This is a genomic window from Arthrobacter sedimenti (assembly GCF_042652025.1).
Classification (GTDB): Bacteria; Actinomycetota; Actinomycetes; order Actinomycetales; family Micrococcaceae; genus Arthrobacter; species Arthrobacter sedimenti.
Genome location: NZ_JBHSDQ010000002.1, coordinates 556,109 through 577,953, shown reverse-complemented (window position 1 = coordinate 577,953; position 21,845 = coordinate 556,109). Strand labels below are relative to the sequence as shown.

Genomic DNA, 21,845 nt, shown 5'->3' with positions numbered 1-21,845 from the left:
GGTCTGGGGGTCAGTCGCAGGAGTTCAATCCTTTGCCAGGGGCTCCTGCAACGGCACCGCCACAGAGTCCAGGAGGGCACTGACAATCGGATAATCCGCCGGAATCCACGGCAGGCCAAGGACGGCTTGCCGGTTCCGCAGGTCCACCCACCGCAGTTCGTCATGGTCTTCGAGGGGCATCGCCTCGCCCCTGGTCACTTCGGCGAACCAGACCCGCATGCTGGCGCGCCCATTGAGGGGCCAGCCCTGGGGTTCCTCCGCGGGCAGCTCCGAACCCAGGCGGACATCGATACCCAGTTCCTCGGCGAGTTCGCGTACCAGCGCTGTTTCGGGTTCCTCGCCGGGTTCCACCTTGCCTCCTGGAAACTCCCACAGCCCGGCCAGGTGCTCCGGGGCGCTCCTCCGCGCCACCAGCATTGCCGCCGGCTGGGCCAGGTTGTCCACCACGGCTCCGCCCACTACCTGTATCAGTCCAGTCACCGGCCCATTCTATGGGCCACAATGGGAAGGTCCGGAACAGCATCCGGCAGTCCACCGACGCCACAGGAATAGCTCCTGCCCGCCCGGGGTTTGCCACATTGTCCGGATCTTCCTGCCCCATTGCCGTGGCACCGTCCATTCCATGTTCCACCTTCGAAAAGCAGGCATATGAGCAGCGTTCTTTCCCCGTCCACGGCAGCCGGCACCAAGGCCCCCAATATCGGCATGGCCATCTTTGCCCTGGCCATGGGCGGTGTGGGCATTGGTGTCACCGAGTTCACCATGATGGGCCTGCTGAAGGAAGTGGAACAGGGACTGGGGATCAGCACGCCCGAGGCCGGCCACCTGATCTCCGCCTACGCGCTGGGAGTGGTGGTTGGCGCTCCCCTGCTGGCCGCCGTCGGAGCCAAGCTCCCCCGCAAGAAACTGGCGCTCGGCCTCCTGCTGCTCTTCACGGTGGCCAACCTGAGTTCTTTCATCGCCCCTGACTACGGGTCGATGCTCCTATCCCGCTTTGCCGCCGGCCTCCCGCACGGGGCCTTCTTCGGAGTTGCTGCCGTCATCGCCGCCTCCCTGGTCCCTGCCACCCGGCGCGGCTGGGCCATCTCGATGGTCATGGCCGGGCTCAGCGTCTCCAACGTGGTGGGCGTACCGTTTGCCACGTGGCTGGGCCAGACCTTCGGCTGGCGGCTCCTGTTTGTCCTGGTGGGTGCCATCGGACTGCTGGCGTTGGCCATGGTGTGGAAGTTCGTCCCCTTCCAAGCCGCCCATCCCGATGCGAGCATCCGGCGTGAGCTTGGCGCCCTTAAGCGGCTGCAGGTGTGGCTGGCCCTCCTGGTGGGCATCGTGGGTTTCGGCGGCTTTTTCGCCACCTACACCTACATCGCGCACACCATGACCGCCGTGGCCGGCATCCCGTCCGCACTGATCCCCCTGGTGGTGGCGCTGTATGGGCTGGGCATGGTGGCCGGGAACATAGTAGGCGGCCGGCTGGCCGACAAGTCCGTCATGGGCACCCTGTACCGGGTCCTTCCGGCCGTTGCCGTAGCCCTGGTGGTCTACGCCGTGGCCGCGCACTGGCCGTGGAGCGCCATGGTCATGGTGTTCGTGGTGGGTGCCTCCGGATCCATGCTGATTCCGGCGCTGCAGACCCGGCTGCTGGACGCCTCGCCGGATGCACCGTCACTGGCATCCTCGCTGAACCATGCCGCGCTGAACGTCGCCAATGCGTTGGGAGCGTTTCTCGGCGGTCTGGTCATTGCCCTGGGATGGGGCTTCACCGCCCCGGCGCTTGTCGGCGCCGTCCTGGCGCTCCTCGGTTTCGGCGTTGCCCTCTTCAGCGGCCTGATGGAACGCAAACGGCCGCTGGCTGCCTGAGTTGCGCGGGCCAGCCCTATTTTGAGTGGCCTGCCGACAGGGGGCCTAACGATGCTGCAACGCCGCCCCCGGGGCTACTGACTTTAGGGGGTGCTTATGTTAGCTTGAGCCTCATCGGGACTATTAATCCCGGTCACAATGAGGAGGAGACATGGGTTTTCTTGCTTGGATTATTTTGGGCCTGATTGTTGGGGCCATCGTTAAAGCCGTAATGCCCGGACGGGTTGGCGGCGGCTGGGTGACCAGCCTCATCCTGGGTGTCGTCGGAGCCATTGTTGGCGGCTGGATTGGCAGCCTCCTGTTCAACAAGGGCGATCTTGCCTTCTTCGACCTCGGCACCTGGATTCTCGCTATCGTCGGCGGCCTGGTTGTTGCCGGCATTTACGGAGCAGTCACCGGACGCGGAAAAGCCAGCCGCGCACCCTGATCGCTCTGTCAATCAATAACCCACGGGCCCCGGAATTCCGGGGCCTTTCTTTGTGCGCCGGCCCGCCGCCGTCGTCCGTGCTTGTGTCCAGACCTGCCTTTGTGCCCGCTCCTGCCCCGGGCGTCCTATCCGGCGCTTCCGGTCCCCGCCGCGGCTTCCACCCTGCGCTGGGACCGGGCGCTGGCGTACAGGCAGACGGTGGCTGCGGTCCCAAGGTTGAGGCTTTCGGCGGCGCCATAGACGGGGACGGCCACCCGGTGGTCCGCGACTCCCAATTCCTCATCGGAGAGGCCCTGCGCCTCGTTCCCAAAAAACCAGGCGGTAGCCCCAGCGAGATCGTAGACGGATTCCGGGCCGGTGCCGGTGAGCCTGCGGCGGGCGCTCTCGTCCTGCAGGACGTCCAGGTCCAGCTGGCCATAACCGTCCGCCGCGAGGACGCCGATGCCCCGGGCCTTGCATTCCGCCGCCAGTTCCGCAGGGTCCGCGGCCAGGACCACCGGAAGGTGGAACAGTGAGCCCGCGGTGGACCGGACCGCCTTGGGGTTATAGATGTCGACGCTGGAGGCTGTGAAGACCACCGCGTCTGCACCGGCGGAGTCGGCCGCCCGCAATACAGTTCCAGCGTTGCCCGGGTCCCTGACCTGGCACAGGACCGCAATCAAACGGGGGCCGGCATCCAGCACCTCCGCCAGGGAAACGTCCACGAAACGGCAAACGGCGACGATCCCCTGCGGATTGACGGTGTCCGCCATGGCGGCCAGGACGTCATCGGTGGCCAACCTGGCATTGGTGCCGTGGGCCAGCTCTTCAAACTCGGGAAAACGGTCAAGGCAACTTTCGCTGGCAAAAACTTCCGTGACCACTCCGGGAGCGCCAGCTGCAAGGCGCTGCTGGTGGAGCTTGAGGGCCTCCCGGACAGCCTGCGGACCTTCAGCAAGGAACTGGCCGCGCTTTAAACGGGCCGGGCGCCCTGCAAGTTTCGCCACGTCCCTGACCCGATCGGCTCGGGGGTTGGACAGTGGAAGATCTTGCGGGCGCCCGGTTTCGTTCATACAAGAACTGTAGTAGCTGCTGCCACCTGTTCCTGAATGGGCCCCTCAGGCGAGGGGCGGCAGCAATGGCTAGGCTGCGGCAACCTTCTTGGCGGAGGTGTCTGCCGGCAGGGAGTCCTTGGCAACCTGGACCAGTGCGGCGAAGGCGTTGGCGTCGGAGACGGCAAGCTCGGCCAGCATACGGCGGTCAACCTCGACCTCGGCGGCCTTCAGGCCCTGGATGAGGCGGTTGTAGGTGAGGCCGTTGGCGCGGGAAGCAGCGTTGATGCGCTGGATCCACAGGCGGCGGAAGTCGCCCTTCTTCTTCTTGCGGTCGCCGTAGCTGTACACAAACGAGTGCAGCAGCTGCTCTTTGGCCTTGCGGTACAGGCGCGAACGCTGTCCGCGGTAACCCTTTGCCCGTTCAAGGACAACCCGGCGCTTCTTGTGGGCGTTAACCGCCCTCTTCACACGTGCCACGTGCGTACTCCTTCGAAAATCTGATCCCAAGCATCTGTTGCCGGTAATCCGGCGGCGGCCTGAGAAGGCTGTTTGGCAGGTGACCGGCCACCAGGGGGCGGCCCGTCAGTAAAACTTGGGAACTAGATGCCGAGCATCTTCCGGATGACCTTGGCGTCGCCCTTGAAGACGATCTTGTCGCCGGCGAGGCGACGGGTCAGGCGGGAGGACTTGTGCTCCAGGTAGTGGCGGCGGTTGGCCTGCTGGCGGCGCAGCTTGCCGCTGCCGGTCAGCTTGAAGCGCTTCTTAGCACCACTGTGGGTCTTCATCTTCGGCATGGGAACCGATCTCCTTACGTTTCTGCAGGCCCGGGGGCCGCAGTTCTATCGCGCAGCCGCCCCTGCGGGCAGCATGCTGGTTGCTGACTGCCGGAGGGCGTACCCCGGCAGCTGTGAACTAGTTGGTCTTCTTGCCGGCCGGCTTCGGCACTGCCTTGGGGGCAGGGCGGGCAGCAGGCTTGGGCGCGGCAGGCCTGGCCACCGGCTTCGGCGGGGCAGGCACGGCAGCCGGCTTGGGCGCCGCCGGTGCTGCAGCTTCCGGCTTGGCAGCCGCAGGCTTGGGCGCCGGAGCGGCCTTCGGCGCAGCCGCCTTGGGGGCTTCCTGCTTCGGCGCGGCAGCCTTGGGGGCTTCCTGCTTGGGCGCCGCGGCCTTGGGGGCCTCCTGTTTGGGGGCTTCCTGCTTCGGAGCCTCGGCCTTGGGGGCTTCCTGTTCCGGAGCGGCAGCCTCGGGGGCTTCCTGCTTCGGCGCGGCAGCCTCGGGCTCGGTGGACACGGTAAAGCCTTCCGGCAGGAGGTCCGCCAATGACTGCGTCATGGGGGCCTGGTCCTGGCCGGAGGTGTCGACGCGTCCGGAAGCCTTGGCTTCGTTCTGTGCCTTGGCCTCGGCGCGCTGTGTGGCGCGCCGTGCTTCAGCCTTGGCCTCAGCCTTGTTCTTCAGCGGGCCAACCACCATGACCATGTTGCGTCCGTCGATGCGGGGGCTGGACTCCACCACGCCAACTTCGGCGACGTCGTCCGCGAAACGCTGGAGCAGGCGGATGCCCATCTCCGGACGCTGCTGCTCACGGCCACGGAACTGGATCATGGCCTTGACCTTGTCCCCGGCACCGAGGAAGCGAAGGGCGTGCCCGCGCTTGGTCTCGTAGTCGTGGGTGTCGATCTTCAGGCGGAAGCGGATTTCCTTCAGAACGGTGTTCGTCTGGTTCTTCCGGGCCTCACGTGCCTTGACCGCGGCCTCGTACTTGTACTTGCCGAAGTCCATCAGCTTGCACACCGGAGGCTTCGCCTGAGGTGCAACTTCAACGAGATCAAGGTCGGATTCGGCAGCCAGGCGCAGGGCATCCTCAATACGGACGATTCCTACCTGTTCACCTGCAGGTCCGACCAGCCGCACCTCGGGGACGCGGATACGCTCATTGATTCTTGGCTCGCTAATGTTAAAGCTCCTGTGTTTGTTGTTGTTTCCGGCAAATAGAGAAGGCCCCCAATTGCCGGAGCAATCGAAGGCCTCAAAGAGGTTGGCTCAGCAACCCCGCAAAGGGCTGCACGTGCACAGTTCCGGCAAATACCGGCCCATGCCCAACCAGGTACCCGGCAACCTTGCGCCCCTGCAGGTTCCAAAGGAACGGGCGGGACAGCGGCTGACGCGGGTGGGAGAGAACTCCGCTTGCAAACTGGAAGCCATTCTACAGAAAAAATTCCCGTCAACGCCGCGAAGCGCTGTTGGGAACCTGGTCGTTTGGGACAATCTCTGAAATAACGACATCCAGTCGGTCTGTGTCAAGCTTACCAGTATGAGCACCTCAGACAGTAATTCGTACGTCTTCGAGCCCGGCGAAGCAGGCGCAGACGTTTCACAACAGATCCGCGACATCTCCGAAGTTCCCTCCATCGAGGTCATCACCACGGCCGCCGTGCACCTGATGAGCGCGGCCGCGGTAAAGCTTGGCCTGGCCGCGGAAGACAACGCAGCCGAGCTGAAGGACCTGGACGAGGCCCGGAAACTGATCACGGCACTGGCCGGCCTGGTCACCGCCGCCGCCCCTGAGATCGGTTCCCAGCACGCCGGTCCCTTGCGCGACGGCCTGCGTTCCCTCCAGCTGGCCTTCCGTGAAGAGTCACTGATTCCGGACGCTCCGGGGAAGGGCCCGGGCGAAAAGTACACCGGGGCAGTGAACTAAGGAAGAACTCCCCCAAGCAACGTCCGACGGCGGGACGGCCTTTTGAAGGTCGTCCCGCCGTCGTTTTTAACATCATCCATTGCTCCGTAACTGCCGTTTAGCGGGGCCATAAGGACAACTACGCAGCAATCGATGGATGGGCAGGGCTTAGGCAGCAGCCCGGCGGCGGCGCTGCTGGAGCACCAGACCCACGAGGCAAAGCACTACGCCGGCGGCGCCGACGGACACGAAGCCGCCGGAGGGGCCCATCACGTCGATGAACACACCGGCCAGCGGGGAACCCAGGGCAACGCCGGCGGTGAGGGCCGATCCGTACCACCCCATCGCCTCCCCGCGCCGCTCCTCGGACACGAGATCCGCGACTTTTTCGGAGGCTGCCGAAAGCACGGGGGCGCACAGCAGGCCCGGCAGGACGGAGACGAAGGCCAGCGTCCAGGTGTCGTGGGCGAGGGCCATGGGCAGGGTCAGGGCAGCCATGCCCAGCAGCAGGAAGATCGGCGGGATGGGCCGGTGCATGGCGCCGTAAATCAAGCCGCCCACCACCGAAGCGGCACACCAGAAGACGAAGACGATGCCGATTTCGCTTTGGTGTCCGCCGATCTGCAGGGCTGCGACGATGCCGACGTCGGTTCCGCTGAGGACCATGCCGGCGCCGGCGGCCACGGCGAAGAGTGCGGCGACCGTGGCGGTGAACCACGAAAAGCCACCTGCCAGTTTCCCCCTCAGGCCCTGCGCGGCGCTGGTGGCGGCCCCGGCGGGTGCCAGTTCCGCGGCGGCTTCCTGCACATGGGCCGGAGCCGTGGAGACGACGGCGGCTTCCGCGGCATGCTGCTCATCCTCCGCGCATTCGACCGTCAGGCCCTCGCTGCGCGTGGGTGGGTTAAACCACATGAGGAACAGCCCGGAGAGGGAGGTGGCCACGCCCACCACCGTCAGGCCGGCAACGGTGAAGCCGCTGGTGGCTACGACGGCACCGGCGGCCGGTCCGATCATGAACACCACTTCCGTGGTGATGGCGTCGAGGGCGAACGCGGTCCGGCGCTGGTCGCCCTCGGCCAGCACACCCAGGGACTGCCGGACAACGCTGAAGATGGGAAGCGTGAGGAGGCCGCCCACGAAGACCAGCGGAAGGAGCCACTGGTAGGACACGTGCGGCACCACGGACCAGATCACCGCTTCGGAGACCACCGACGGGATGAGCGCGGTCCGAAGGCCCACTGTGTCCACGCGCCGCCCGCGCCACGGCGCACCAAGCGCGATGCCGATGGTCATGACAGCCGCGGCCGCACCCGCCGCAGCATAGCCCTGGCCCAGGGTGAGGACGATGTGCAGGGTGAGCAGAACGCCGGCGGCCGAGTGCGGGATCCGGGCAACCATGCCCACCAGCAGCAGCCGGCGGATGGGCCGGACGGCGAGCAACTCCCGGTAGAGAGCGAAATTCACGAAAGCGGTCCTTCAGGATGCGCCGCAGGCTGGCGGGGATCACCCATCCGGCTGGCGGCTAGTCGGGAGCGCGCCTCAGTTTGATTTCAAGGGAATCGACGCGCTCCCCAAACAATACATTCCGGGACCACTCCGCCTGCAGGCCGGCTACCAGTTGCTGGACACCGGCGGCGTCCAGGCCGTCCTCGAGGTACAGCACCACCTGCAGTTCCGGCCCGGCACCGCCACCGGGGACTACTGATCCGTCGGCGGCCCTGGCGGCCACTCCCCTGCCGGGCAGGAGTTCGAGCCGGCGGATGGCGGCGAAGCCTGACGCCGCGCGGCCCATTTCAGCGGCCAGTTCGTCGTCATTGTAGGAGGGGATCCAGCCATGCTGCTGGGCGAGGGCCCACACGCCGGGCCTGCGGACCACGAACGTCACATCGGCGCCCGGGTCCAGGACCAGAAGTTCGGCTCCTTCGGCCACTGCCGAAAGCGCCGCCCGGGCGGCGTAGACGGCTACCGGCCTGGCCTCGGGATGCCATGCCGACAGCGCAGCGGCCGAGGTGAACGCCGGCAGCGCGGTCCTCCCGTCGGCTGCCTTCAGTGTCACCAGGGCCATGTCCGCCTGCTTGTCGGCGTGCAGCCCGTGGGCGGTTTCTTCCTCCTCGGCCAGCTGCGCCACGATCGGGATGAAGACCCGCGCAGTTGCCAACGAGGCAACCACCGCCTCTTCACCGCCCCGTCCCTCACGGAGGGACGCAACCGCGGCGACATACCCGGCGTCGGCCGTGCCGTCGTCGTCCTCGAAATTATGGATCTTGGCGTCGTCGCCGGCGAGGCTCCGCCCTGCCCACGGCTGGCCCGCGGAGTCCGTGGCACCACCGGCACCGGCCAGCGCCGCTGCAATATGTCCGGGCAGCTGGCGGGCTGCGGGGGGTTGCGGTTCCTCGACGTTGGACATGGGTTTAATGCGCCCGGCCCTAGCGCCGGCCGGCGACATCGAGGGCTTCAGGCAGCGTGAAGGCTCCGGAGTACAGGGCTTTGCCCACAATGGCGCCTTCCACGCCCAACGGGACCAGCGAGCGGAGGACCTTGAGGTCGTCCAGGCTGGAAATTCCGCCCGACGCCACCACCGGCTTGCCCGTCTTCTCCACCATCTGGCGCAGGAGTTCAACGTTCGGTCCCTGCAGCGTGCCGTCCTTGGTTACGTCGGTCACCACGTAGCGGGCGCAGCCGGCCTCTTCCAGGCGGCCCAGGACGTCCCACAGGTCTCCGCCCTCCTTGGTCCATCCGCGGCCGGCAAGGGTGGTGCCACGGACGTCGAGTCCGACGGCGATTTTGTCGCCGAAGCGGTCGATGGCCCGGGCGGTCCACGCGGGATTCTCCAAGGCTGCGGTGCCCAGGTTGACGCGGGCAACTCCCAGGTCAAGCGCCGCTTCGAGGGTCTCATCGTCGCGGAGCCCGCCGGAGAGCTCCACCTTGATGTCCAGCCGGCCCACCACCTCGCGGAGCAGGTCCGCGTTGGATCCCCGCCCGAAAGCGGCGTCCAGGTCCACCAGGTGCACCCACTCGGCGCCCTGCTGCTGCCAGTTCAAAGCTGCTTCGAGCGGGGTGCCGTAGCTGGTCTCGCTGCCGGCCTCGCCCTGGACCAGCCGCACGGCCTGGCCGTTAACGACGTCGACGGCGGGCAGCAGTTCAAGTACCGGCAGGTCATGTGCGGTGGTCATACTCATCCTCGGTGTTGGTCCTGGGGCTCAGGGCGATTGGCTGGAATTAAGGCGGTGTCGGGGCGTGCCGTTGCGAATGTGCCGGGCGGGCTGCCCATAGCCAACCTGGCCACCGTCCGGTGGCGGGTCAACCGGCCGGCAGCGTGAGCAGGTAGGCGGCGAGCAGCGACATGGCCGCCAGGACATAGAAGGCTACCTGCGTCCACAGTGGCTTGCGCTGCTGACGGAAGGAGATGCCGCCGCCAATCAGGATGCCGGCGAGCCCCGTCAGCAGTACGGACCACATCTAGGCGCCACTGCCGGTGTCGGTTGATGCGCCGGGTCCGGGGTCGCCGCCGGCCGGCTTGCGCAGCCCTTCCACCCAGTTGCGCAGGAGACGCGCGCCGGCGTCTCCTGATTTTTCAGGGTGGAACTGGGTGGCGCAGAGGGGGCCATTTTCCACGGCCGCAATGAACGGGGCGCCGTGCTCGGACCAGGTAACCATCGGCGGAGCCATCCGCGGCTGGATGACGTCGAAGTTCCATTCCTGCACGCCGTACGAGTGCACGAAGTAGAAGCGCTCGTTTTCGACGCCGGCAAAGAGTTTGGAACCTTCAGGAACCTTGACGGTGTTCCAGCCCATGTGCGGGACAACTTCCGCGGGAAGGGCTTCCACCTTTCCGGGCCATTCCCCGATGCCTTCGGCTTCGGTGCCATGCTCCACGCCGGCCTCGAACAGGACCTGGAGGCCCACGCAAATGCCCAGCACGGGGCGGCCACCGGCAACGCGCCTGCCGATGAGCCGGATGCCGTCCACGGCCTTGAGTTCGCGCATCACGGTCTCGAAAGCGCCGACGCCGGGCACCACCAGTCCGTCCGCGTTCAGGACGTCCTCCGGCTTGGAGCTCAGGATCACCTCCGCGCCGGCACGTTCCAGTGCGCGCACGGCTGACCGGACGTTCCCGGAACCGTAGTCCAGCACGGTGACGGTCGGCTTACCCTCGGGTGAAGGCAGCTTCCGTGATGCGGAGGGGTCGATGATGGCCCCGTCCTTGAGGACCTGGCCGCTCACAGTGCGCCCTTGGTGGACGGGATGCCCTCAACGCGGGGATCCGGTTCGACGGCGGCGCGCAGGGCACGGGCGAAGGCTTTGAACTGTGCCTCGACGATGTGGTGCGGGTCCCGGCCGGCCAACACGTTCATGTGCAGGCAGATGCCGGCGTGCAGCGTGATGGCTTCGAAGACGTGGCGGGTCAGGGAGCCAGTGAAGTGGCCGCCGATCAGGTGGTACTCCTGGCCCGCCGGCTCGCCGCCGTGGACCAGGTAAGGGCGCCCGGATACATCGACCACTGCGTTGGCAAGCGCCTCGTCCAGCGGCACGGTGGCCTCGCCGAAACGGCGGATTCCCGCTTTGTTGCCCAGGGCAGTGCGTAGGACCTCGCCGAAGGTGATGGCAACGTCCTCCACGGTGTGGTGTACGTCGATGTGCGTGTCACCGGTGGCCTTGACCGTCATGTCGATCAGGGAGTGCTTGCACAGGGCGGTCAGCATGTGGTCGTAGAACGGCACTGAGGTATCGATGTCCGATACCCCGGTTCCGTCGAGGTTGATCTCCACGAGTACGGAGGACTCGCTGGTGGCACGCTCCATGCGGGCGGTCCGGGCCGCGGCCGTATTCGATCCGGTTGGACTCATGGTGAAGGGATCCTTAGTGGGAGAAGAAGTGGTTCAAGGCGTCCAGCGCCGCACTACAAGTCTAGGCGGGAAGCGCGGCGTGGCCCGCAAGGATGCGTTCCAGGGACGTGAGGAAGGCTGTGGTCTCCGCCTCAGTGCCTGCGGTGACCCGAAGATGACCGGGAATTCCGACGTCGCGGATCAGGACACCGGCGTCCAGCAGTTCCTGCCAGACCTGGTGGGGGTTTTCCAGGCCGCCGAAGAACACGTAGTTGGAGTCGGAGGCCGCGGGCGTCAGGCCCATCCGGGTCAGTTCCGCCACGATCCGGTCCCGCTGGGCCTTGATGTCCTGGACATCCGCCATCAGCGCCTCGCGGTGTTCAAGGGCGGCAAGCGCGGTGGCCTGCGTGATGGCTGAGAGGTGGTAGGGCAGGCGCACCAGCCGCAGGGCGTCGGTGACTTCCGGTGCGGCAGCCATGTAGCCAAGGCGGGCGCCTGCCAGGGCGAACGCCTTGCTCATGGTGCGGGACACGATGAGCCGCTCCCGGCCGGGAAGCAGGGTCAGCGCGCTGGGCGTGCCGTCGTGCGCGAACTCATGGTAGGCCTCGTCCACGATGACAATGGCCTGGCTGTCCTCCCCGGCCTCGTAGACAGCCTCCACGACATCCAGGCCGAGCCCGGTCCCGGTGGGATTGTTGGGCGAGCAGAGGAACACAATGTTCGGTTGCAGTTCCTTGACCTGGCGCGCGGCTGACTCTGCGCTCAGGTCGTATCCTTCGGCGCGCTCTCCGGTGATGTACTGCGTGTCGGTCCCGCTGGCCAGCAGGGGGTACATGGAGTACGTGGGAGGGAAGCCCAAGGCTGTGCGTCCGGGGCCGCCGAAGGCCTGGAGGATCTGCTGCAGGACCTCGTTGGAGCCGTTGGCTGCCCATAGGTTGGTCTCGTCGAGGCCATGCCCGAGGTACTCCGCCAGGGCTTTCCGAAGTTCGGTGAACTCCCGGTCCGGGTAGCGGTTCAGGCCTGCGGCCGCTTCAGTTACGGCGGCGCTGATGGCTGCCCGCACGTCGGCGGGGACACCATGGGTGTTTTCATTGACGTTCAGAAGGATGGGGACGTCCAGTTGGGGCGCCCCGTAAGGGGTGAGCCCGCGAAGGTTGCTGCGAAGGGGAAGCCGGTTCAGACGCTCTAGCTGGTCGTTCACCTGAACAGTTTAGTTGCCGCGGCAACGACCGGAAAATGTGACGGGTCTTGTTCGCCCTCGGCGTGTGCCTCGACAGCCTGGCGCCGGGCGGAGAGCGAGCCTCAGTGTGTTGGGACGAACAGCTGCTGCCCCGGCAGGACGGATCCGGCGCTGAGGTTGTTGAGCTGAACGATATCCGCGACCACGTCGCGGGCATCGCGGTCCGGATCAACCGCACCGGCGATGGTCCACAGCGACTGGCCCGGCTGCACCGTTACGGTGACCGTGGGTGTCACCGCCAGGTCCGCCGCGGAGTCGGAGGCCTTGGCCGGCGAGTTGAAGAACCCCGACAGCGACAGCAGGAGAACCGCGAGGAGTACCAGCGGAACTCCGATCAGGACGATCCGTCCCCGCCGGGTGAGCCGAAGGGGCGCGGGTGAAGCTGAAACCTGGTGACGAGATGAAGCTGACATGAACTGAGCCCTCCTGGACCTGCCGTGCTGCCCGGGTGTCCACCCGCGGCTGCCCCGACCCTTCAGACCGCGGTCCGGAACTTCCTCCGGCCACGTTTTCGAATAGGGCATGCGCTGGTTAGAATACATGTTCGAACTTTGCTTGTTAAGTTTTAGCACTTATCAACGAACAATGTCGAGACTCGCTAGAACAAATGTTTGAAAAAGCAATGCGGCTGGCCTAGCTTTGAAACCAAAGAACAACCACCCCTGAAGTTGAACAGCAGGGTCTGACAATGACAGTGGGAGTCCTTCCGGCGGTGCATGCAGACCAGCACCGGGGTGGAAGATCCGGCGGCAAGCGAAAGGCATTGGCGAATATGGCAGCAGCAGCCGCCGGGGGCAGGACCGCCCCGCAAAGCAAGAGGACTGCCAAGGGCCTGACCCCCCGGCAAAAGAAGATTCTCGAAACCATCCAGCGCTCGGTCAATGAGAACGGGTATCCGCCCTCCATGCGCGAAATCGGCGATACCGTGGGGCTGGCAAGCCTGTCCAGCGTGACCCACCAGCTCTCCCAGCTGGAGAAACTGGGTTACCTGCGCCGCGATCCCAAACGGCCGCGCGCCATGGAAGTGCTGATGCCCCTCACGCTGGACGGCGGTTCCGGCAAGGCAGCAGGCAACTCTCCTGCACCGCAGCCAGCCGGTGCGGGTGCATCGGTCACCGAACTGCCCACCGCGCTCGATACCGCAATGGTTCCGCTTGTGGGCCGGATTGCTGCCGGCGGTCCCATCCTGGCCGAACAGCTGGTCGAGGATGTCATGCCGCTCCCCCGCCAGCTCGTGGGCCAGGGCGAACTCTTCATGCTGCGGGTGGCCGGCGATTCCATGGTGGACGCCGCCATTTGCGACGGCGACTGGGTGGTGGTCCGGCGCCAGGCCGACGCCGCCAACGGGGATATCGTTGCTGCGCTGCTCGACGACGAAGCAACGGTCAAAACTTTCCGCCAGCGCGACGGCCACACCTGGCTGCTCCCCCAGAACACACAGTACGAACCCATCCTGGGCGACCACGCCACCATCATGGGCAAAGTCGTCTCGGTCCTGCGTTCGCTCTAGCGCGTTGCCCCCGGCGCGTACTGGCCGGCCCAAACCCACATCCGAAAAGTGCCTTAATCTGCCCCAGGTCCGCCCCTGTTTTACCGCGGCGGGCCTGGGGCACTTCCGGGTCTATCGGAGCGCGTCCGCGCCCAGCCTGGTGAGGGCTGCCAGCGCCTTGCTGCGGTCAGTGGTGGCCCAGAACGGAGGCAGGGCGCCCCGCAGGAATCCGGCGTAGCGCTCGGTAGCCAGCCGCGAGTCGAGTACGGCCACCACACCTTTGTCTCCCGTTGACCTGATCAGCCGCCCGGCACCCTGGGCCAGCCGGATCGCGGCGTGGGTGGCTGAAACGGACATGAAACCATTGCCGCCCGCCTGCGCCACGGCACGCGACCGCGCCGTCATCAGCGGATCGTCGGGTCGCGGGAACGGGATCCGGTCAATCACCACCAGCCGGCAGGAACCGCCCGGGACGTCGACTCCCTGCCACAGGGACATGGTTCCGAAAAGGCAGGTGTCCGGTTCATCGGCGAACTGCTTAACCAGGGCAGTCATGGTCGATTCCCCTTGGCAGAGGACGGTCATGTCCAGCTTGGGCCGGAGGGCGTCGGCAGCTTCCTCGGCCGCGCGGCGTGAGGAGAACAGGCACAGGGCTCCCCCGCCGGACGCCTTGATCAGTGCTTCCAGTTCCTCCAGCGCCTCCGGGGACACGCCGCGGCCGGGCTTGGGCAGGTGTCCGGCGACGTAGAGGATGCCCTGCTTGGGGTAGTCGAAGGGTGAGCCGACGTCCACGCCGGTCCAGCTGGGAGCGCCGTCGCCGAGAAGGCCCAGCCCTCCTGCAGCGGGTTCGAAAGCGGAACCGATGGCCAAGGTGGCGGAAGTCAGCACCACCGTATGGTCGGCAAAGAGCCCTTCCCGCAGCCGCCCGGCGACGGACAGCGGGGCAATGTTGATCAGCACCGGTGCATTCTCATCCGGCTGCGAGTAGCCCTGGCCGGGGTCGAAGGTGCTGGCGCGGGAGAACCACACCACTTCCCGGTTCTCCCGGGCGGCTACCAGACGCTCGCATAGTTCCAGGATGAGCATGAGGCGGGACCTGGCCAGCTGCCGGCCGCCGTCGGCCGTGGTGTTGCTGTCCCCCTTGGAATCGGACAGTGCAGCCCGGCAGGCCTCACGCAGCTGGTCCACACAGTCCAGCTGTTCATCGTTCAGGCCATTGGGAAGCAAGCCATTCGGTGCGCCGGCGAGGGCCAGCTCAAGGTTGGCGGCGGCGGCGTTGAGGGCGTCAACGGTGATGGCGGTGTGTTTCCGTGCACCGGCAGCGGCGGCGTGCACCATCGCGACGGACAGTTGCCCCGACACGGCTCCGGTGACCCGGTCCTGGAGTTCGTGCGCTTCGTCCACCACCACGACGTCGTATTCAGGCAGGACGGCAAGTCCTTCGAAGGCGCTGACGGCGAGCATGGCGTGGTTGGTCACCACAACGTCCGCTTCGGCAGCGTCCTGCCGGGCGAGTTCGCTGAAGCACTCTGCAGCCATGGGGCATTTCTGGGCGCCCAGGCACTCCATGGACGTTACGGAGACCTGCCGCCAGGCGCGGTCGGTCACGCCCGGGAGCAATTCGTCCCGGTCCCCTGTAGCCGTTTTCTCCGCCCACTCGCGGAGCCGGACCACTTCCTTCCCAAGCTGGGAGGAGGGTCCGCCCACGGACGCGGCAAAGTGCGGCACGCTGGTGTCCTCGCCAAGCGAGAAAAGCTGCCCTTCGGAGGGCTCCTCGGAGGGGAAACCGCCTTCGAGCTTGTGGCGGCAGACGTAGTTGGAACGGCCTTTGACCAAGGCGACCTTGACCGGACGTTCCAGTGCCGGGGTGATGTTCTTCAGGAGCCGGGGCAGGTCCCTGCCCACGATCTGGGTTTGCAGGGCAAGCGTGGCCGTGGAGACCAGCGCAGGCTTGTTGCTTTCCAGGGCATGGGCGATCAGCGGCACGAGGTAGGCAAGCGATTTGCCGGTGCCGGTGCCCGCCTGGACCAGCAGGTGGTTGCCCGTTTCGATGGCGCGGGCCACCTGCAGGGCCATTTCGTGCTGTCCAGTGCGGCTTTGTCCACCCATGCCTGCGACGGCCCGGTCGAGCAGTTCGATGACGAACTGCTCGCCGGCCGTCTGCGCGGCTTCGTCCGCCGCGGTGTCAGTCATTGACGGTGAAGGGTACCAGTTCGGACGCCAGGCCCTCCCGGACCATGACGGCAGCCCTGGTGCCGGCCTCCACGTGGTCCATGCTGAGGATCTCGGCGTCGGACTCGTGAAGCTTGCTGATCAGGTCGCCGCGGTCGTACGGGATGAGCAGCTGCATCTTCACCGACGGCCGGGGAATGGATTCGCTGATGACCTTCAGCAGTTCCGGGATCCCTTCGCCCGTGCGTGCTGACACCACCACATGGCGCGGTTCGCGCTGCCTCAGCCGCTCCACCACGAAGGGGTCGGCGGCGTCAGCCTTGTTCAGCACGATGATCTCCGGCACCTTCCGGGCGTCGACTTCGCTGAAGACCTTCCGGACGGCAGCAATCTGGCCTTCCGGATCGGGGTGCGAGACGTCCACCACGTGCAGGATCAGGTCCGCGTCCGCCACTTCCTCGAGCGTGGAGCGGAAAGCCTCCACCAGCTGGGTTGGCAGCGAACGGACGAATCCCACGGTATCGGCCAGGGTGTAGCCCAGGCCGTCGGCGGTTTCCGCCTTGCGGACCGTGGGATCCAGCGTGGCAAACAGCGCGTTCTCCACGAGGACCCCGGCGTCGGTGAGGCGGTTGAGCAGGGAGGACTTGCCGGCGTTGGTGTATCCGGCGATGGCCACGGAGGGCACTTCATTACGACGGCGGTTGGCCCGCTTGGTTTCGCGCGCGGGCTTCATCGCGGCGATTTCGCGCCGCAGCTTGGCCATGCGGGTACGGATGCGGCGCCGGTCCAGTTCGATCTTGGTTTCACCGGGGCCACGGGAGCCCATGCCGGCGGCGGCGCCACCGACCTGGCCACCGGCCTGGCGGGACATCGACTCACCCCAGCCGCGCAGGCGCGGAAGCAGGTATTCCAGCTGGGCGAGTTCCACCTGCGCCTTGCCCTCGCGGCTCTTGGCGTGCTGGGCGAAGATATCCAGGATCAGGGCAGTCCGGTCGATGACCTTGACCTTGACGATGTCTTCAAGAGCACGCCGCTGCGAAGGTGCCAGTTCGGCGTCCACCACCACGGTATCCGCTCCCGTGGACATCACGATGTCCTTGAGTTCCTGTGCCTTGCCCGAGCCCAGGAAGGTTCCGGGGTCCGGCTTGTCGCGGCGCTGCACCAGCCCGTCGAGGACTTCCGAACCCGCGGTCTCGGCGAGGGCGGCCAGCTCACGCAGCGAGTTTTCGGCGTCGGCAAGGGTTCCCTCGGACCAGAGACCGGCAAGGACCACCCGCTCAAGGCGCAGCTGGCGGTATTCGACTTCGGTGACGTCTTCCAGTTCGGTGGACAGGCCGGCCCTGCGGCGCAGCGCGCGACGTTCCTCAAGGTCCTGCTGGTCGCCGTCGTACGTTGAATGTTCTTCGTCGAGGCGGGAAATAGCCTGGGCCCTGCCAAGCACCGCTTTTCCATCACCGCTGCCCTCACCCCGGGGCGTGCTGACATTCTTGGCCGGTACGTCCTTGGCGAGGATCCGGTCGATAACAGCCTGGATTTCCTGCGGACTCATGTCCTGGGCGGCTGGATCGGAACCGGTGTTGGGCTGGCTGGTCATGGTCTCCTTTGAAGATTCGGCAATTCCAGAATAGTGCTGATTGGGTGGAAGTTGGAAAGTATTCGCGCTGGGCTGACGGCCTGCGGTCATGGTTCTCCTGATGGTCTGCGCCGGCTGCGATGCCGGGCTGGGAATGCCGCCTTAAAACGGCGGCACGGCGGGAAAGGGCCGGAGAATGGCGGGACGTGCAGCAGGAGGCTGACGTTCGAGTGTTGTCCGGCGGCCGGGCAGACTGGGTGGTCTGGCCGGTGCGCAAGCGGAAGGCGTGGAACCTGCGTCGCTGCGGGACGGACTGTCGCAAGAGGACAGGCTGCGGGACGGGCGTGGCCCGTGCCGGCTACTCGAAGATCAGGAACATGCGTTCCAGCGTAGCAGAGGGGCTGCAGCGCGGTTTCCCTTTACGCTGCAAGGGGAACTACTCTGGCGAGTTATGGAGTCAGCACACTATTTCAGCACGTCCCCCGCCGGCCCCTTCACCCGTAAGCCACTCAAGGTGGAGTTGGCGGGCAAGCCGCGCAGCCTCCACACCTCCACCGGCATCTTCAGTCCGGATGGGATCGACAAAGGCACTGCCGTGCTTCTGGCCGAGGTTCCTGATCCGAACCCCCAAGGCAACCTCCTGGACATCGGCTGCGGCTGGGGTCCCGTTGCGCTGACCATGGCCCTGCTGGCCCCCGGGTCCAAGGTCTACGCCGTGGACGTCAATGAACGCTGTATCGCCCTGACCAACGAAAACGCCGCCGCGCTGGGACTGTCCAAAATCGTTGCCAGCACGCCCCAGGAGGTGGACCCGGGCGTACGCTTCGACACCATCTGGTCCAACCCGCCGATCCGGATCGGCAAGGACGAGCTGCACGCCCTGCTCAAGCTCTGGCTGCCGCGCCTGGCCGACGGCGGGACGGCATGGCTGGTGGTGCAGAAGAACCTGGGTTCGGATTCGCTTCAGCGCTGGCTGGCTGCGGAACTGGATGATTCGTTCACCGTGACCCGGGAGTCAACGTCCAAGTCCTTCCGGATCCTGAAGGTTACGAGAGCGTCCCGCTCGCCACAATGACGGCGGGGCCGCTGAGTTCGACATGCTCGTGGCCGCCGGGACCGGCGAAGAACTTCACGCCCACCACGCCCCCGGGAACGTGGACCCGCCAGGCATCCGGGGCTTCCGCTCCGGCCCAGTGCCGGATGGCGACGGCGGCAGCACAGGCTCCCGTTCCGCAGGACTGCGTCTCCCCCACCCCGCGCTCATGCACCCTCATGGTCACCGAACCTACGCCGTCATGGACCAGCGGCTCCGCGGGAACCACGAACTCCACGTTGGTCCCGTTCGCCGGCACGGGGTCCACCTTGGGCGCGGTGAAGAGCCGGGTGCCGGCCAGTTCGGAAAGTTCGGCGAGGGCCACCACTGTGTGCGGATTCCCCATGCTCACGGAGAGCGCAGGCCGGGCAACTTCCAGCCCGTCGGCGGTGACCAGTGAATCCATGGCCTTGGCACTTGCCTCGCCGGGGAAAATGAACTCCCACGGCCCCATGTCCACCGCATAGCCGTCGCCGGTGCGGACCACGGTCTTCACCCCGCCGCGCGTGCCAATGGTGAGCGAGCCGCCGTCGGGCAGGTCGATCAGGCCCTGGGTGCGCAGGAAGTGGACGAACACCCGCACCCCGTTGCCGCACATTTCGGACAATGAGCCGTCCGCGTTGCGGTAGTCCATGAACCATTCGGCGTTCGGGGCACCGGCCAGCAGTTCACGGCCTTCGGGCAGGAACCGGGAAGGCACGGCCCTGATCAGGCCATCCCCCCCGATGCCGCGGTGGCGGTCGCAGAGCGCAGCGGCCTGGTCCGCACCAATGGCGTGCGTGCCGTCGGGATCGGCTACCAGGACGAAGTCGTTGCCGGTGCCGTGCCCCTTGGAAAAGCGGAGCCCGCTCAGTGTGCGCAGGGCGGGTCCGGTGGTTTCTGCGGGGGTTGCATTCATGGTCCCAAGCGTAGCGGCGGACCCGTCCGGCGCTGAAACCAAGGTCCTGAAACCGCAGTTGGCGGGACGCACTTCAGTCCGCGGGCCGCCATGTCTTTCCTATCTGCCCAGCTCCGCTGCCTTGCCCACGAGCTCCGGATCCTGCCAGTCCAGCCACATGATGCGGGGATCGGCGCGGAACCAGGTCAGCTGCCGCCGGGCGAACTGCCGGGTGGCCACGATGGTTTCCTCCGCGGCATCCTCGACGGTGGAGGTGCCATCAATGACCCGCAGGAACTGCGAGTAGCCCAGTGCGCGGGAGGCGGTCTTGCCCTGCCGCAGGCCCAAAGCGTCGAGCCGCCGGACCTCCTCGGGCAGGCCGGCGGCCACCATGCGGTGAACCCGTGCTGCCAGGCGCTCACGAAGTACCTCCCGGTCTACGCCAAGGCCAACCTGGATGGCAGGATGGGAGTACTCCCGGCGGGGCATGAAGGAACTGAAAGGCCGCCCGGTGAGTTCATGTACCTCCAGCGCGCGGATGATCCGCCGGGCGTCGGAGACCCTTTCCGCGGAGACTGGATCCACGCTCTTCAGCCGGGCCAGGAGCTCCTGGGTGCCGACCTCGGCGTGCTCTGCCTCCAGGCGGGCGCGCACGGCGGGGTCGGTGCCCGGGAACTCCAGGACGTCGAGGGCGGCGCGCACGTACAGCCCCGAGCCCCCGGCCAGAATGGCGCGCTTGCCGCGGGCGTGGATGTCCGCGATGGCCGCCCGGGCCTGTTGCTGGAAGTCGGAGACGCTGGCCTCCTGGGTCACGTCCAGGATGTCCAGGAGATGGTGCGGAACGCCTCTGCGCTCAGCCGGCGTGATCTTGGCCGTGCCGATGTCCATGCCGCGGTAGAACTGCATGGCGTCGGCGTTGATAACCTCGCCGTCCAGTTCCAGGGCAAGGCTGACGGCAAGGTCGGACTTGCCGGAGCCGGTGGGACCGACGACGGCGATGACGGGCGGGGCAGCCACCTGTCAGCGGGTGCGCAGCGGCAGCGAGGGCATGCCGAGGGAGACGCCCTTTTGTCCCGGCGCGGAACCGGGAGCGGGCGCTCCGCAGGAGTCTGCCTGCGACCTGTCCCAGGCGTCCCCTGCCCGTGACCGGCGCAGGCTGTAGTCCTCGAGCGTTGGATCGGACACCAGGTGGAAGGCGGCGGCCTCGGTGATGGTGACGGTGACCAAGTCCCCCGGTCGGGGGGCGGGTGCGCCCTCGGGAACCGAGAAGTGCACCAGCCGCTGGTCCTGGGAGCGGCCGGACAACCTGTGGGTCTCCTCCGATTTCCGGCCGGACTGCGCGGTGACCATGACCTCGAGCCTCCGGCCCAGCTGCTTCCGGTTCTCCTCCGCGGCGATGCGGTCCTGCAGGGCGGTGAGCCGTTCAAAGCGCTCCTGGACCACGGCCTTGGGCAGCTGGTCGGGGAGCTCGGCGGCGGGGGTTCCGGGGCGTTTTGAATACTGGAACGTAAAGGCCGTTGCGAACCGCGACTTTTCCACAACGTCCAGCGTCGCCTGAAAGTCCTCTTCAGTTTCGCCGGGGAACCCCACGATGATGTCCGTGGAGATGGCGGCGTGCGGGATCCTCTCCCGGACCTTGTCCAGGATGCCCAGGAACTTCGTGGACCGGTAGGAGCGCTTCATGGCTTTGAGGATGCGGTCCGAGCCGGACTGCAGCGGCATGTGCAACTGCGGCATGACGTTGTGCGTCTCAGCCATGGCGTCGATGACGTCGTCGGTGAAGGCCGCCGGGTGCGGGCTGGTGAAGCGGACCCGTTCAAGGCCCTCGATCTCACCGCAGGCGCGCAGCAGCTTGGAGAAGGCCTGGCGGTCGCCGAACTCCACACCGTAGGAGTTGACGTTCTGGCCGAGCAGGGTCACCTCGATGGCGCCGTCGTCCACCAGCGCCTGGATTTCAGCGAGGATGTCCCCGGGGCGCCGGTCTTTTTCCTTCCCGCGGAGCGCCGGCACGATGCAGAAGGTGCAGGTGTTGTTGCAACCCACGGAGATGGACACCCAACCGGAGTAGACCGAGTCCCGCTTGGTTGGCAGTGTGGACGGGAAGACGTCCAGGGATTCGAGGATCTCCAGCTGGGCCTCGTTGTTGTGCCGCGCCCGGTCCAGGAGGGCCGGCAGGGCGCCGACGTTATGGGTGCCAAAAACCGCATCCACCCATGGCGCCTTTTTCAGGATGGTTTCGCGGTCCTTCTGGGCAAGGCATCCGCCCACGGCGATCTGCATGCCCGGGTTGGCCGCCTTGACCGGGGCAAGAATGCCGAGGTTCCCATAGAGCTTGTTGTCGGCGTTTTCGCGAACCGCGCACGTGTTGAACACCACGACATCGGCATGATCGCCTTCCGCCGGTACGTAGCCGGCGTCCTCGAGCATGCCCGCCATCCGCTCCGAATCATGGACGTTCATTTGGCAGCCGAAGGTGCGGACCTGGTAGGTGCGCGGCTGCAGGGCTCCGGATTGCGGAACAGCCCCGGCTTCGACGGAAGGGGTGGCGTCGGATTGGGGGGAAGGAATGGTCAAACTCACCCG

23 protein-coding genes are annotated in these 21,845 nt (G+C 66.5%); 5 read left to right on the top strand and 18 right to left on the bottom strand.

Annotated features, from left to right (window positions below; translation table 11 throughout):
* Positions 1–24: 24 nt before the first annotated feature.
* A complete protein-coding gene (locus tag ACFO0G_RS07925) occupies positions 25–480 on the bottom strand; it encodes a (deoxy)nucleoside triphosphate pyrophosphohydrolase (protein ID WP_376976973.1) in 456 nt (151 codons plus the stop codon).
* Positions 481–648: 168 nt separating this feature from the next.
* On the opposite strand from ACFO0G_RS07925, the gene ACFO0G_RS07920 reads away from it, so the two are divergent.
* Both ACFO0G_RS07920 and ACFO0G_RS07915 read left to right on the top strand, forming a co-directional pair.
* Positions 649–1,857 carry an MFS transporter gene (locus ACFO0G_RS07920; protein ID WP_376976972.1) on the top strand — a complete coding sequence of 403 codons (1,209 nt, stop codon included), beginning with the start codon at positions 649–651 and terminating at the stop codon, positions 1,855–1,857.
* Positions 1,858–2,008: 151 nt separating this feature from the next.
* On the top strand, positions 2,009–2,284 hold the full coding sequence (locus ACFO0G_RS07915) for a GlsB/YeaQ/YmgE family stress response membrane protein (protein ID WP_159632311.1): 276 nt from the start codon (positions 2,009–2,011) through the stop codon (positions 2,282–2,284).
* Positions 2,285–2,409: 125 nt separating this feature from the next.
* On the opposite strand, the gene ACFO0G_RS07910 is transcribed toward ACFO0G_RS07915, so the two are convergent.
* From ACFO0G_RS07910 to infC, 4 genes are all read right to left on the bottom strand, one after another.
* Positions 2,410–3,336, bottom strand: a complete 927-nt coding sequence (locus tag ACFO0G_RS07910) for a TrmH family RNA methyltransferase (protein WP_376976971.1) — start codon at positions 3,334–3,336, stop codon at positions 2,410–2,412.
* Between the two features lie 69 nt (positions 3,337–3,405).
* Positions 3,406–3,795: a 50S ribosomal protein L20 gene (gene rplT / locus ACFO0G_RS07905; RefSeq protein ID WP_018763610.1), complete on the bottom strand. Its 390-nt coding sequence runs from the start codon at positions 3,793–3,795 to the stop codon at positions 3,406–3,408.
* Positions 3,796–3,917: 122 nt separating this feature from the next.
* The gene (gene rpmI, locus ACFO0G_RS07900) at positions 3,918–4,112 is read right to left on the bottom strand and encodes a 50S ribosomal protein L35 (protein WP_009358635.1); all 195 of its coding nucleotides are present in this window, start codon (positions 4,110–4,112) and stop codon (positions 3,918–3,920) included.
* 118 nt (positions 4,113–4,230) lie between these two features.
* A complete protein-coding gene (gene infC / locus ACFO0G_RS07895; protein WP_376976970.1) occupies positions 4,231–5,226 on the bottom strand; it encodes a translation initiation factor IF-3 in 996 nt (331 codons plus the stop codon).
* Between the two features lie 400 nt (positions 5,227–5,626).
* Here infC and ACFO0G_RS07890 point away from each other — a divergent pair, with 400 nt between their 5' ends.
* Positions 5,627–6,013: a DUF1844 domain-containing protein gene (locus ACFO0G_RS07890; protein ID WP_286403221.1), complete on the top strand. Its 387-nt coding sequence runs from the start codon at positions 5,627–5,629 to the stop codon at positions 6,011–6,013.
* Positions 6,014–6,160: 147 nt separating this feature from the next.
* On the opposite strand, the gene ACFO0G_RS07885 is transcribed toward ACFO0G_RS07890, so the two are convergent.
* From ACFO0G_RS07885 to ACFO0G_RS07850, 8 genes are all read right to left on the bottom strand, one after another.
* Complete coding sequence (locus ACFO0G_RS07885; protein ID WP_376976969.1) at positions 6,161–7,456, bottom strand: MFS transporter; 1,296 nt, start codon at positions 7,454–7,456, stop codon at positions 6,161–6,163.
* Positions 7,457–7,514: 58 nt separating this feature from the next.
* Positions 7,515–8,399: an SseB family protein gene (locus ACFO0G_RS07880; RefSeq protein WP_376976968.1), complete on the bottom strand. Its 885-nt coding sequence runs from the start codon at positions 8,397–8,399 to the stop codon at positions 7,515–7,517.
* Positions 8,400–8,418: 19 nt separating this feature from the next.
* Positions 8,419–9,165, bottom strand: coding sequence for a bifunctional 1-(5-phosphoribosyl)-5-((5-phosphoribosylamino)methylideneamino)imidazole-4-carboxamide isomerase/phosphoribosylanthranilate isomerase PriA (gene priA / locus ACFO0G_RS07875; protein ID WP_376976967.1), 747 nt, complete (start codon positions 9,163–9,165; stop codon positions 8,419–8,421).
* Between the two features lie 127 nt (positions 9,166–9,292).
* The gene (locus ACFO0G_RS07870) at positions 9,293–9,451 is read right to left on the bottom strand and encodes a hypothetical protein (protein ID WP_286403214.1); all 159 of its coding nucleotides are present in this window, start codon (positions 9,449–9,451) and stop codon (positions 9,293–9,295) included.
* Positions 9,452–10,216 carry an imidazole glycerol phosphate synthase subunit HisH gene (gene hisH, locus ACFO0G_RS07865; RefSeq protein ID WP_286403212.1) on the bottom strand — a complete coding sequence of 255 codons (765 nt, stop codon included), beginning with the start codon at positions 10,214–10,216 and terminating at the stop codon, positions 9,452–9,454.
* Complete coding sequence (gene hisB, locus ACFO0G_RS07860; RefSeq protein WP_018771583.1) at positions 10,213–10,839, bottom strand: imidazoleglycerol-phosphate dehydratase HisB; 627 nt, start codon at positions 10,837–10,839, stop codon at positions 10,213–10,215. The genes hisH and hisB overlap by 4 nt, the downstream gene beginning before the upstream one ends.
* 61 nt (positions 10,840–10,900) lie before the next feature.
* Positions 10,901–12,019, bottom strand: coding sequence for a histidinol-phosphate transaminase (locus ACFO0G_RS07855; RefSeq protein WP_286403208.1), 1,119 nt, complete (start codon positions 12,017–12,019; stop codon positions 10,901–10,903).
* Between the two features lie 101 nt (positions 12,020–12,120).
* Positions 12,121–12,471, bottom strand: a complete 351-nt coding sequence (locus ACFO0G_RS07850) for a LysM peptidoglycan-binding domain-containing protein (protein WP_286403206.1) — start codon at positions 12,469–12,471, stop codon at positions 12,121–12,123.
* Between the two features lie 359 nt (positions 12,472–12,830).
* On the opposite strand from ACFO0G_RS07850, the gene lexA reads away from it, so the two are divergent.
* Complete coding sequence (gene lexA / locus ACFO0G_RS07845; protein ID WP_286403204.1) at positions 12,831–13,568, top strand: transcriptional repressor LexA; 738 nt, start codon at positions 12,831–12,833, stop codon at positions 13,566–13,568.
* Between the two features lie 111 nt (positions 13,569–13,679).
* On the opposite strand, the gene ACFO0G_RS07840 is transcribed toward lexA, so the two are convergent.
* A complete protein-coding gene (locus tag ACFO0G_RS07840) occupies positions 13,680–15,740 on the bottom strand; it encodes an ATP-dependent DNA helicase (RefSeq protein WP_286403202.1) in 2,061 nt (686 codons plus the stop codon).
* Complete coding sequence (hflX, locus tag ACFO0G_RS07835) at positions 15,733–17,313, bottom strand: GTPase HflX (protein ID WP_376976966.1); 1,581 nt, start codon at positions 17,311–17,313, stop codon at positions 15,733–15,735. Before hflX ends, ACFO0G_RS07840 begins: the two co-directional genes overlap by 8 nt.
* Before the next feature lie 430 nt (positions 17,314–17,743).
* Between hflX and ACFO0G_RS07830 the strand changes: the two genes are divergently transcribed.
* Positions 17,744–18,367 carry a class I SAM-dependent methyltransferase gene (locus ACFO0G_RS07830; protein WP_376976965.1) on the top strand — a complete coding sequence of 208 codons (624 nt, stop codon included), beginning with the start codon at positions 17,744–17,746 and terminating at the stop codon, positions 18,365–18,367.
* Here ACFO0G_RS07830 and dapF read toward each other — a convergent pair.
* The 3 genes from dapF to miaB form a co-directional block, all read right to left on the bottom strand.
* Entirely contained in the window at positions 18,339–19,283 is a 945-nt protein-coding gene (gene dapF, locus ACFO0G_RS07825) for a diaminopimelate epimerase (RefSeq protein WP_286403196.1), read from the bottom strand. The genes ACFO0G_RS07830 and dapF overlap by 29 nt on opposite strands.
* Before the next feature lie 99 nt (positions 19,284–19,382).
* The gene (gene miaA / locus ACFO0G_RS07820) at positions 19,383–20,279 is read right to left on the bottom strand and encodes a tRNA (adenosine(37)-N6)-dimethylallyltransferase MiaA (protein ID WP_376976964.1); all 897 of its coding nucleotides are present in this window, start codon (positions 20,277–20,279) and stop codon (positions 19,383–19,385) included.
* A gap of 3 nt (positions 20,280–20,282) precedes the next feature.
* A complete protein-coding gene (gene miaB / locus ACFO0G_RS07815) occupies positions 20,283–21,842 on the bottom strand; it encodes a tRNA (N6-isopentenyl adenosine(37)-C2)-methylthiotransferase MiaB (RefSeq protein WP_376976963.1) in 1,560 nt (519 codons plus the stop codon).
* Positions 21,843–21,845: the final 3 nt, after the last annotated feature.

Coding starts and splice junctions, on each gene's coding strand:
- rpmI (WP_009358635.1), bottom strand. CDS start 4,112: ATGCCGAAGATGAAGACCCACAGTGGTGCTAAGAAGCGCTTCAAGCTG.
- ACFO0G_RS07840 (WP_286403202.1), bottom strand. CDS start 15,740: ATGACTGACACCGCGGCGGACGAAGCCGCGCAGACGGCCGGCGAGCAG.
- ACFO0G_RS07920 (WP_376976972.1), top strand. CDS start 649: ATGAGCAGCGTTCTTTCCCCGTCCACGGCAGCCGGCACCAAGGCCCCC.
- ACFO0G_RS07870 (WP_286403214.1), bottom strand. CDS start 9,451: ATGTGGTCCGTACTGCTGACGGGGCTCGCCGGCATCCTGATTGGCGGC.
- ACFO0G_RS07880 (WP_376976968.1), bottom strand. CDS start 8,399: ATGTCCAACGTCGAGGAACCGCAACCCCCCGCAGCCCGCCAGCTGCCC.
- ACFO0G_RS07890 (WP_286403221.1), top strand. CDS start 5,627: ATGAGCACCTCAGACAGTAATTCGTACGTCTTCGAGCCCGGCGAAGCA.
- hisB (WP_018771583.1), bottom strand. CDS start 10,839: ATGAGTCCAACCGGATCGAATACGGCCGCGGCCCGGACCGCCCGCATG.
- priA (WP_376976967.1), bottom strand. CDS start 9,165: ATGACCACCGCACATGACCTGCCGGTACTTGAACTGCTGCCCGCCGTC.
- ACFO0G_RS07830 (WP_376976965.1), top strand. CDS start 17,744: ATGGAGTCAGCACACTATTTCAGCACGTCCCCCGCCGGCCCCTTCACC.
- ACFO0G_RS07850 (WP_286403206.1), bottom strand. CDS start 12,471: ATGTCAGCTTCATCTCGTCACCAGGTTTCAGCTTCACCCGCGCCCCTT.
- hflX (WP_376976966.1), bottom strand. CDS start 17,313: ATGACCAGCCAGCCCAACACCGGTTCCGATCCAGCCGCCCAGGACATG.
- ACFO0G_RS07915 (WP_159632311.1), top strand. CDS start 2,009: ATGGGTTTTCTTGCTTGGATTATTTTGGGCCTGATTGTTGGGGCCATC.
- ACFO0G_RS07910 (WP_376976971.1), bottom strand. CDS start 3,336: ATGAACGAAACCGGGCGCCCGCAAGATCTTCCACTGTCCAACCCCCGA.
- dapF (WP_286403196.1), bottom strand. CDS start 19,283: ATGAATGCAACCCCCGCAGAAACCACCGGACCCGCCCTGCGCACACTG.
- lexA (WP_286403204.1), top strand. CDS start 12,831: ATGGCAGCAGCAGCCGCCGGGGGCAGGACCGCCCCGCAAAGCAAGAGG.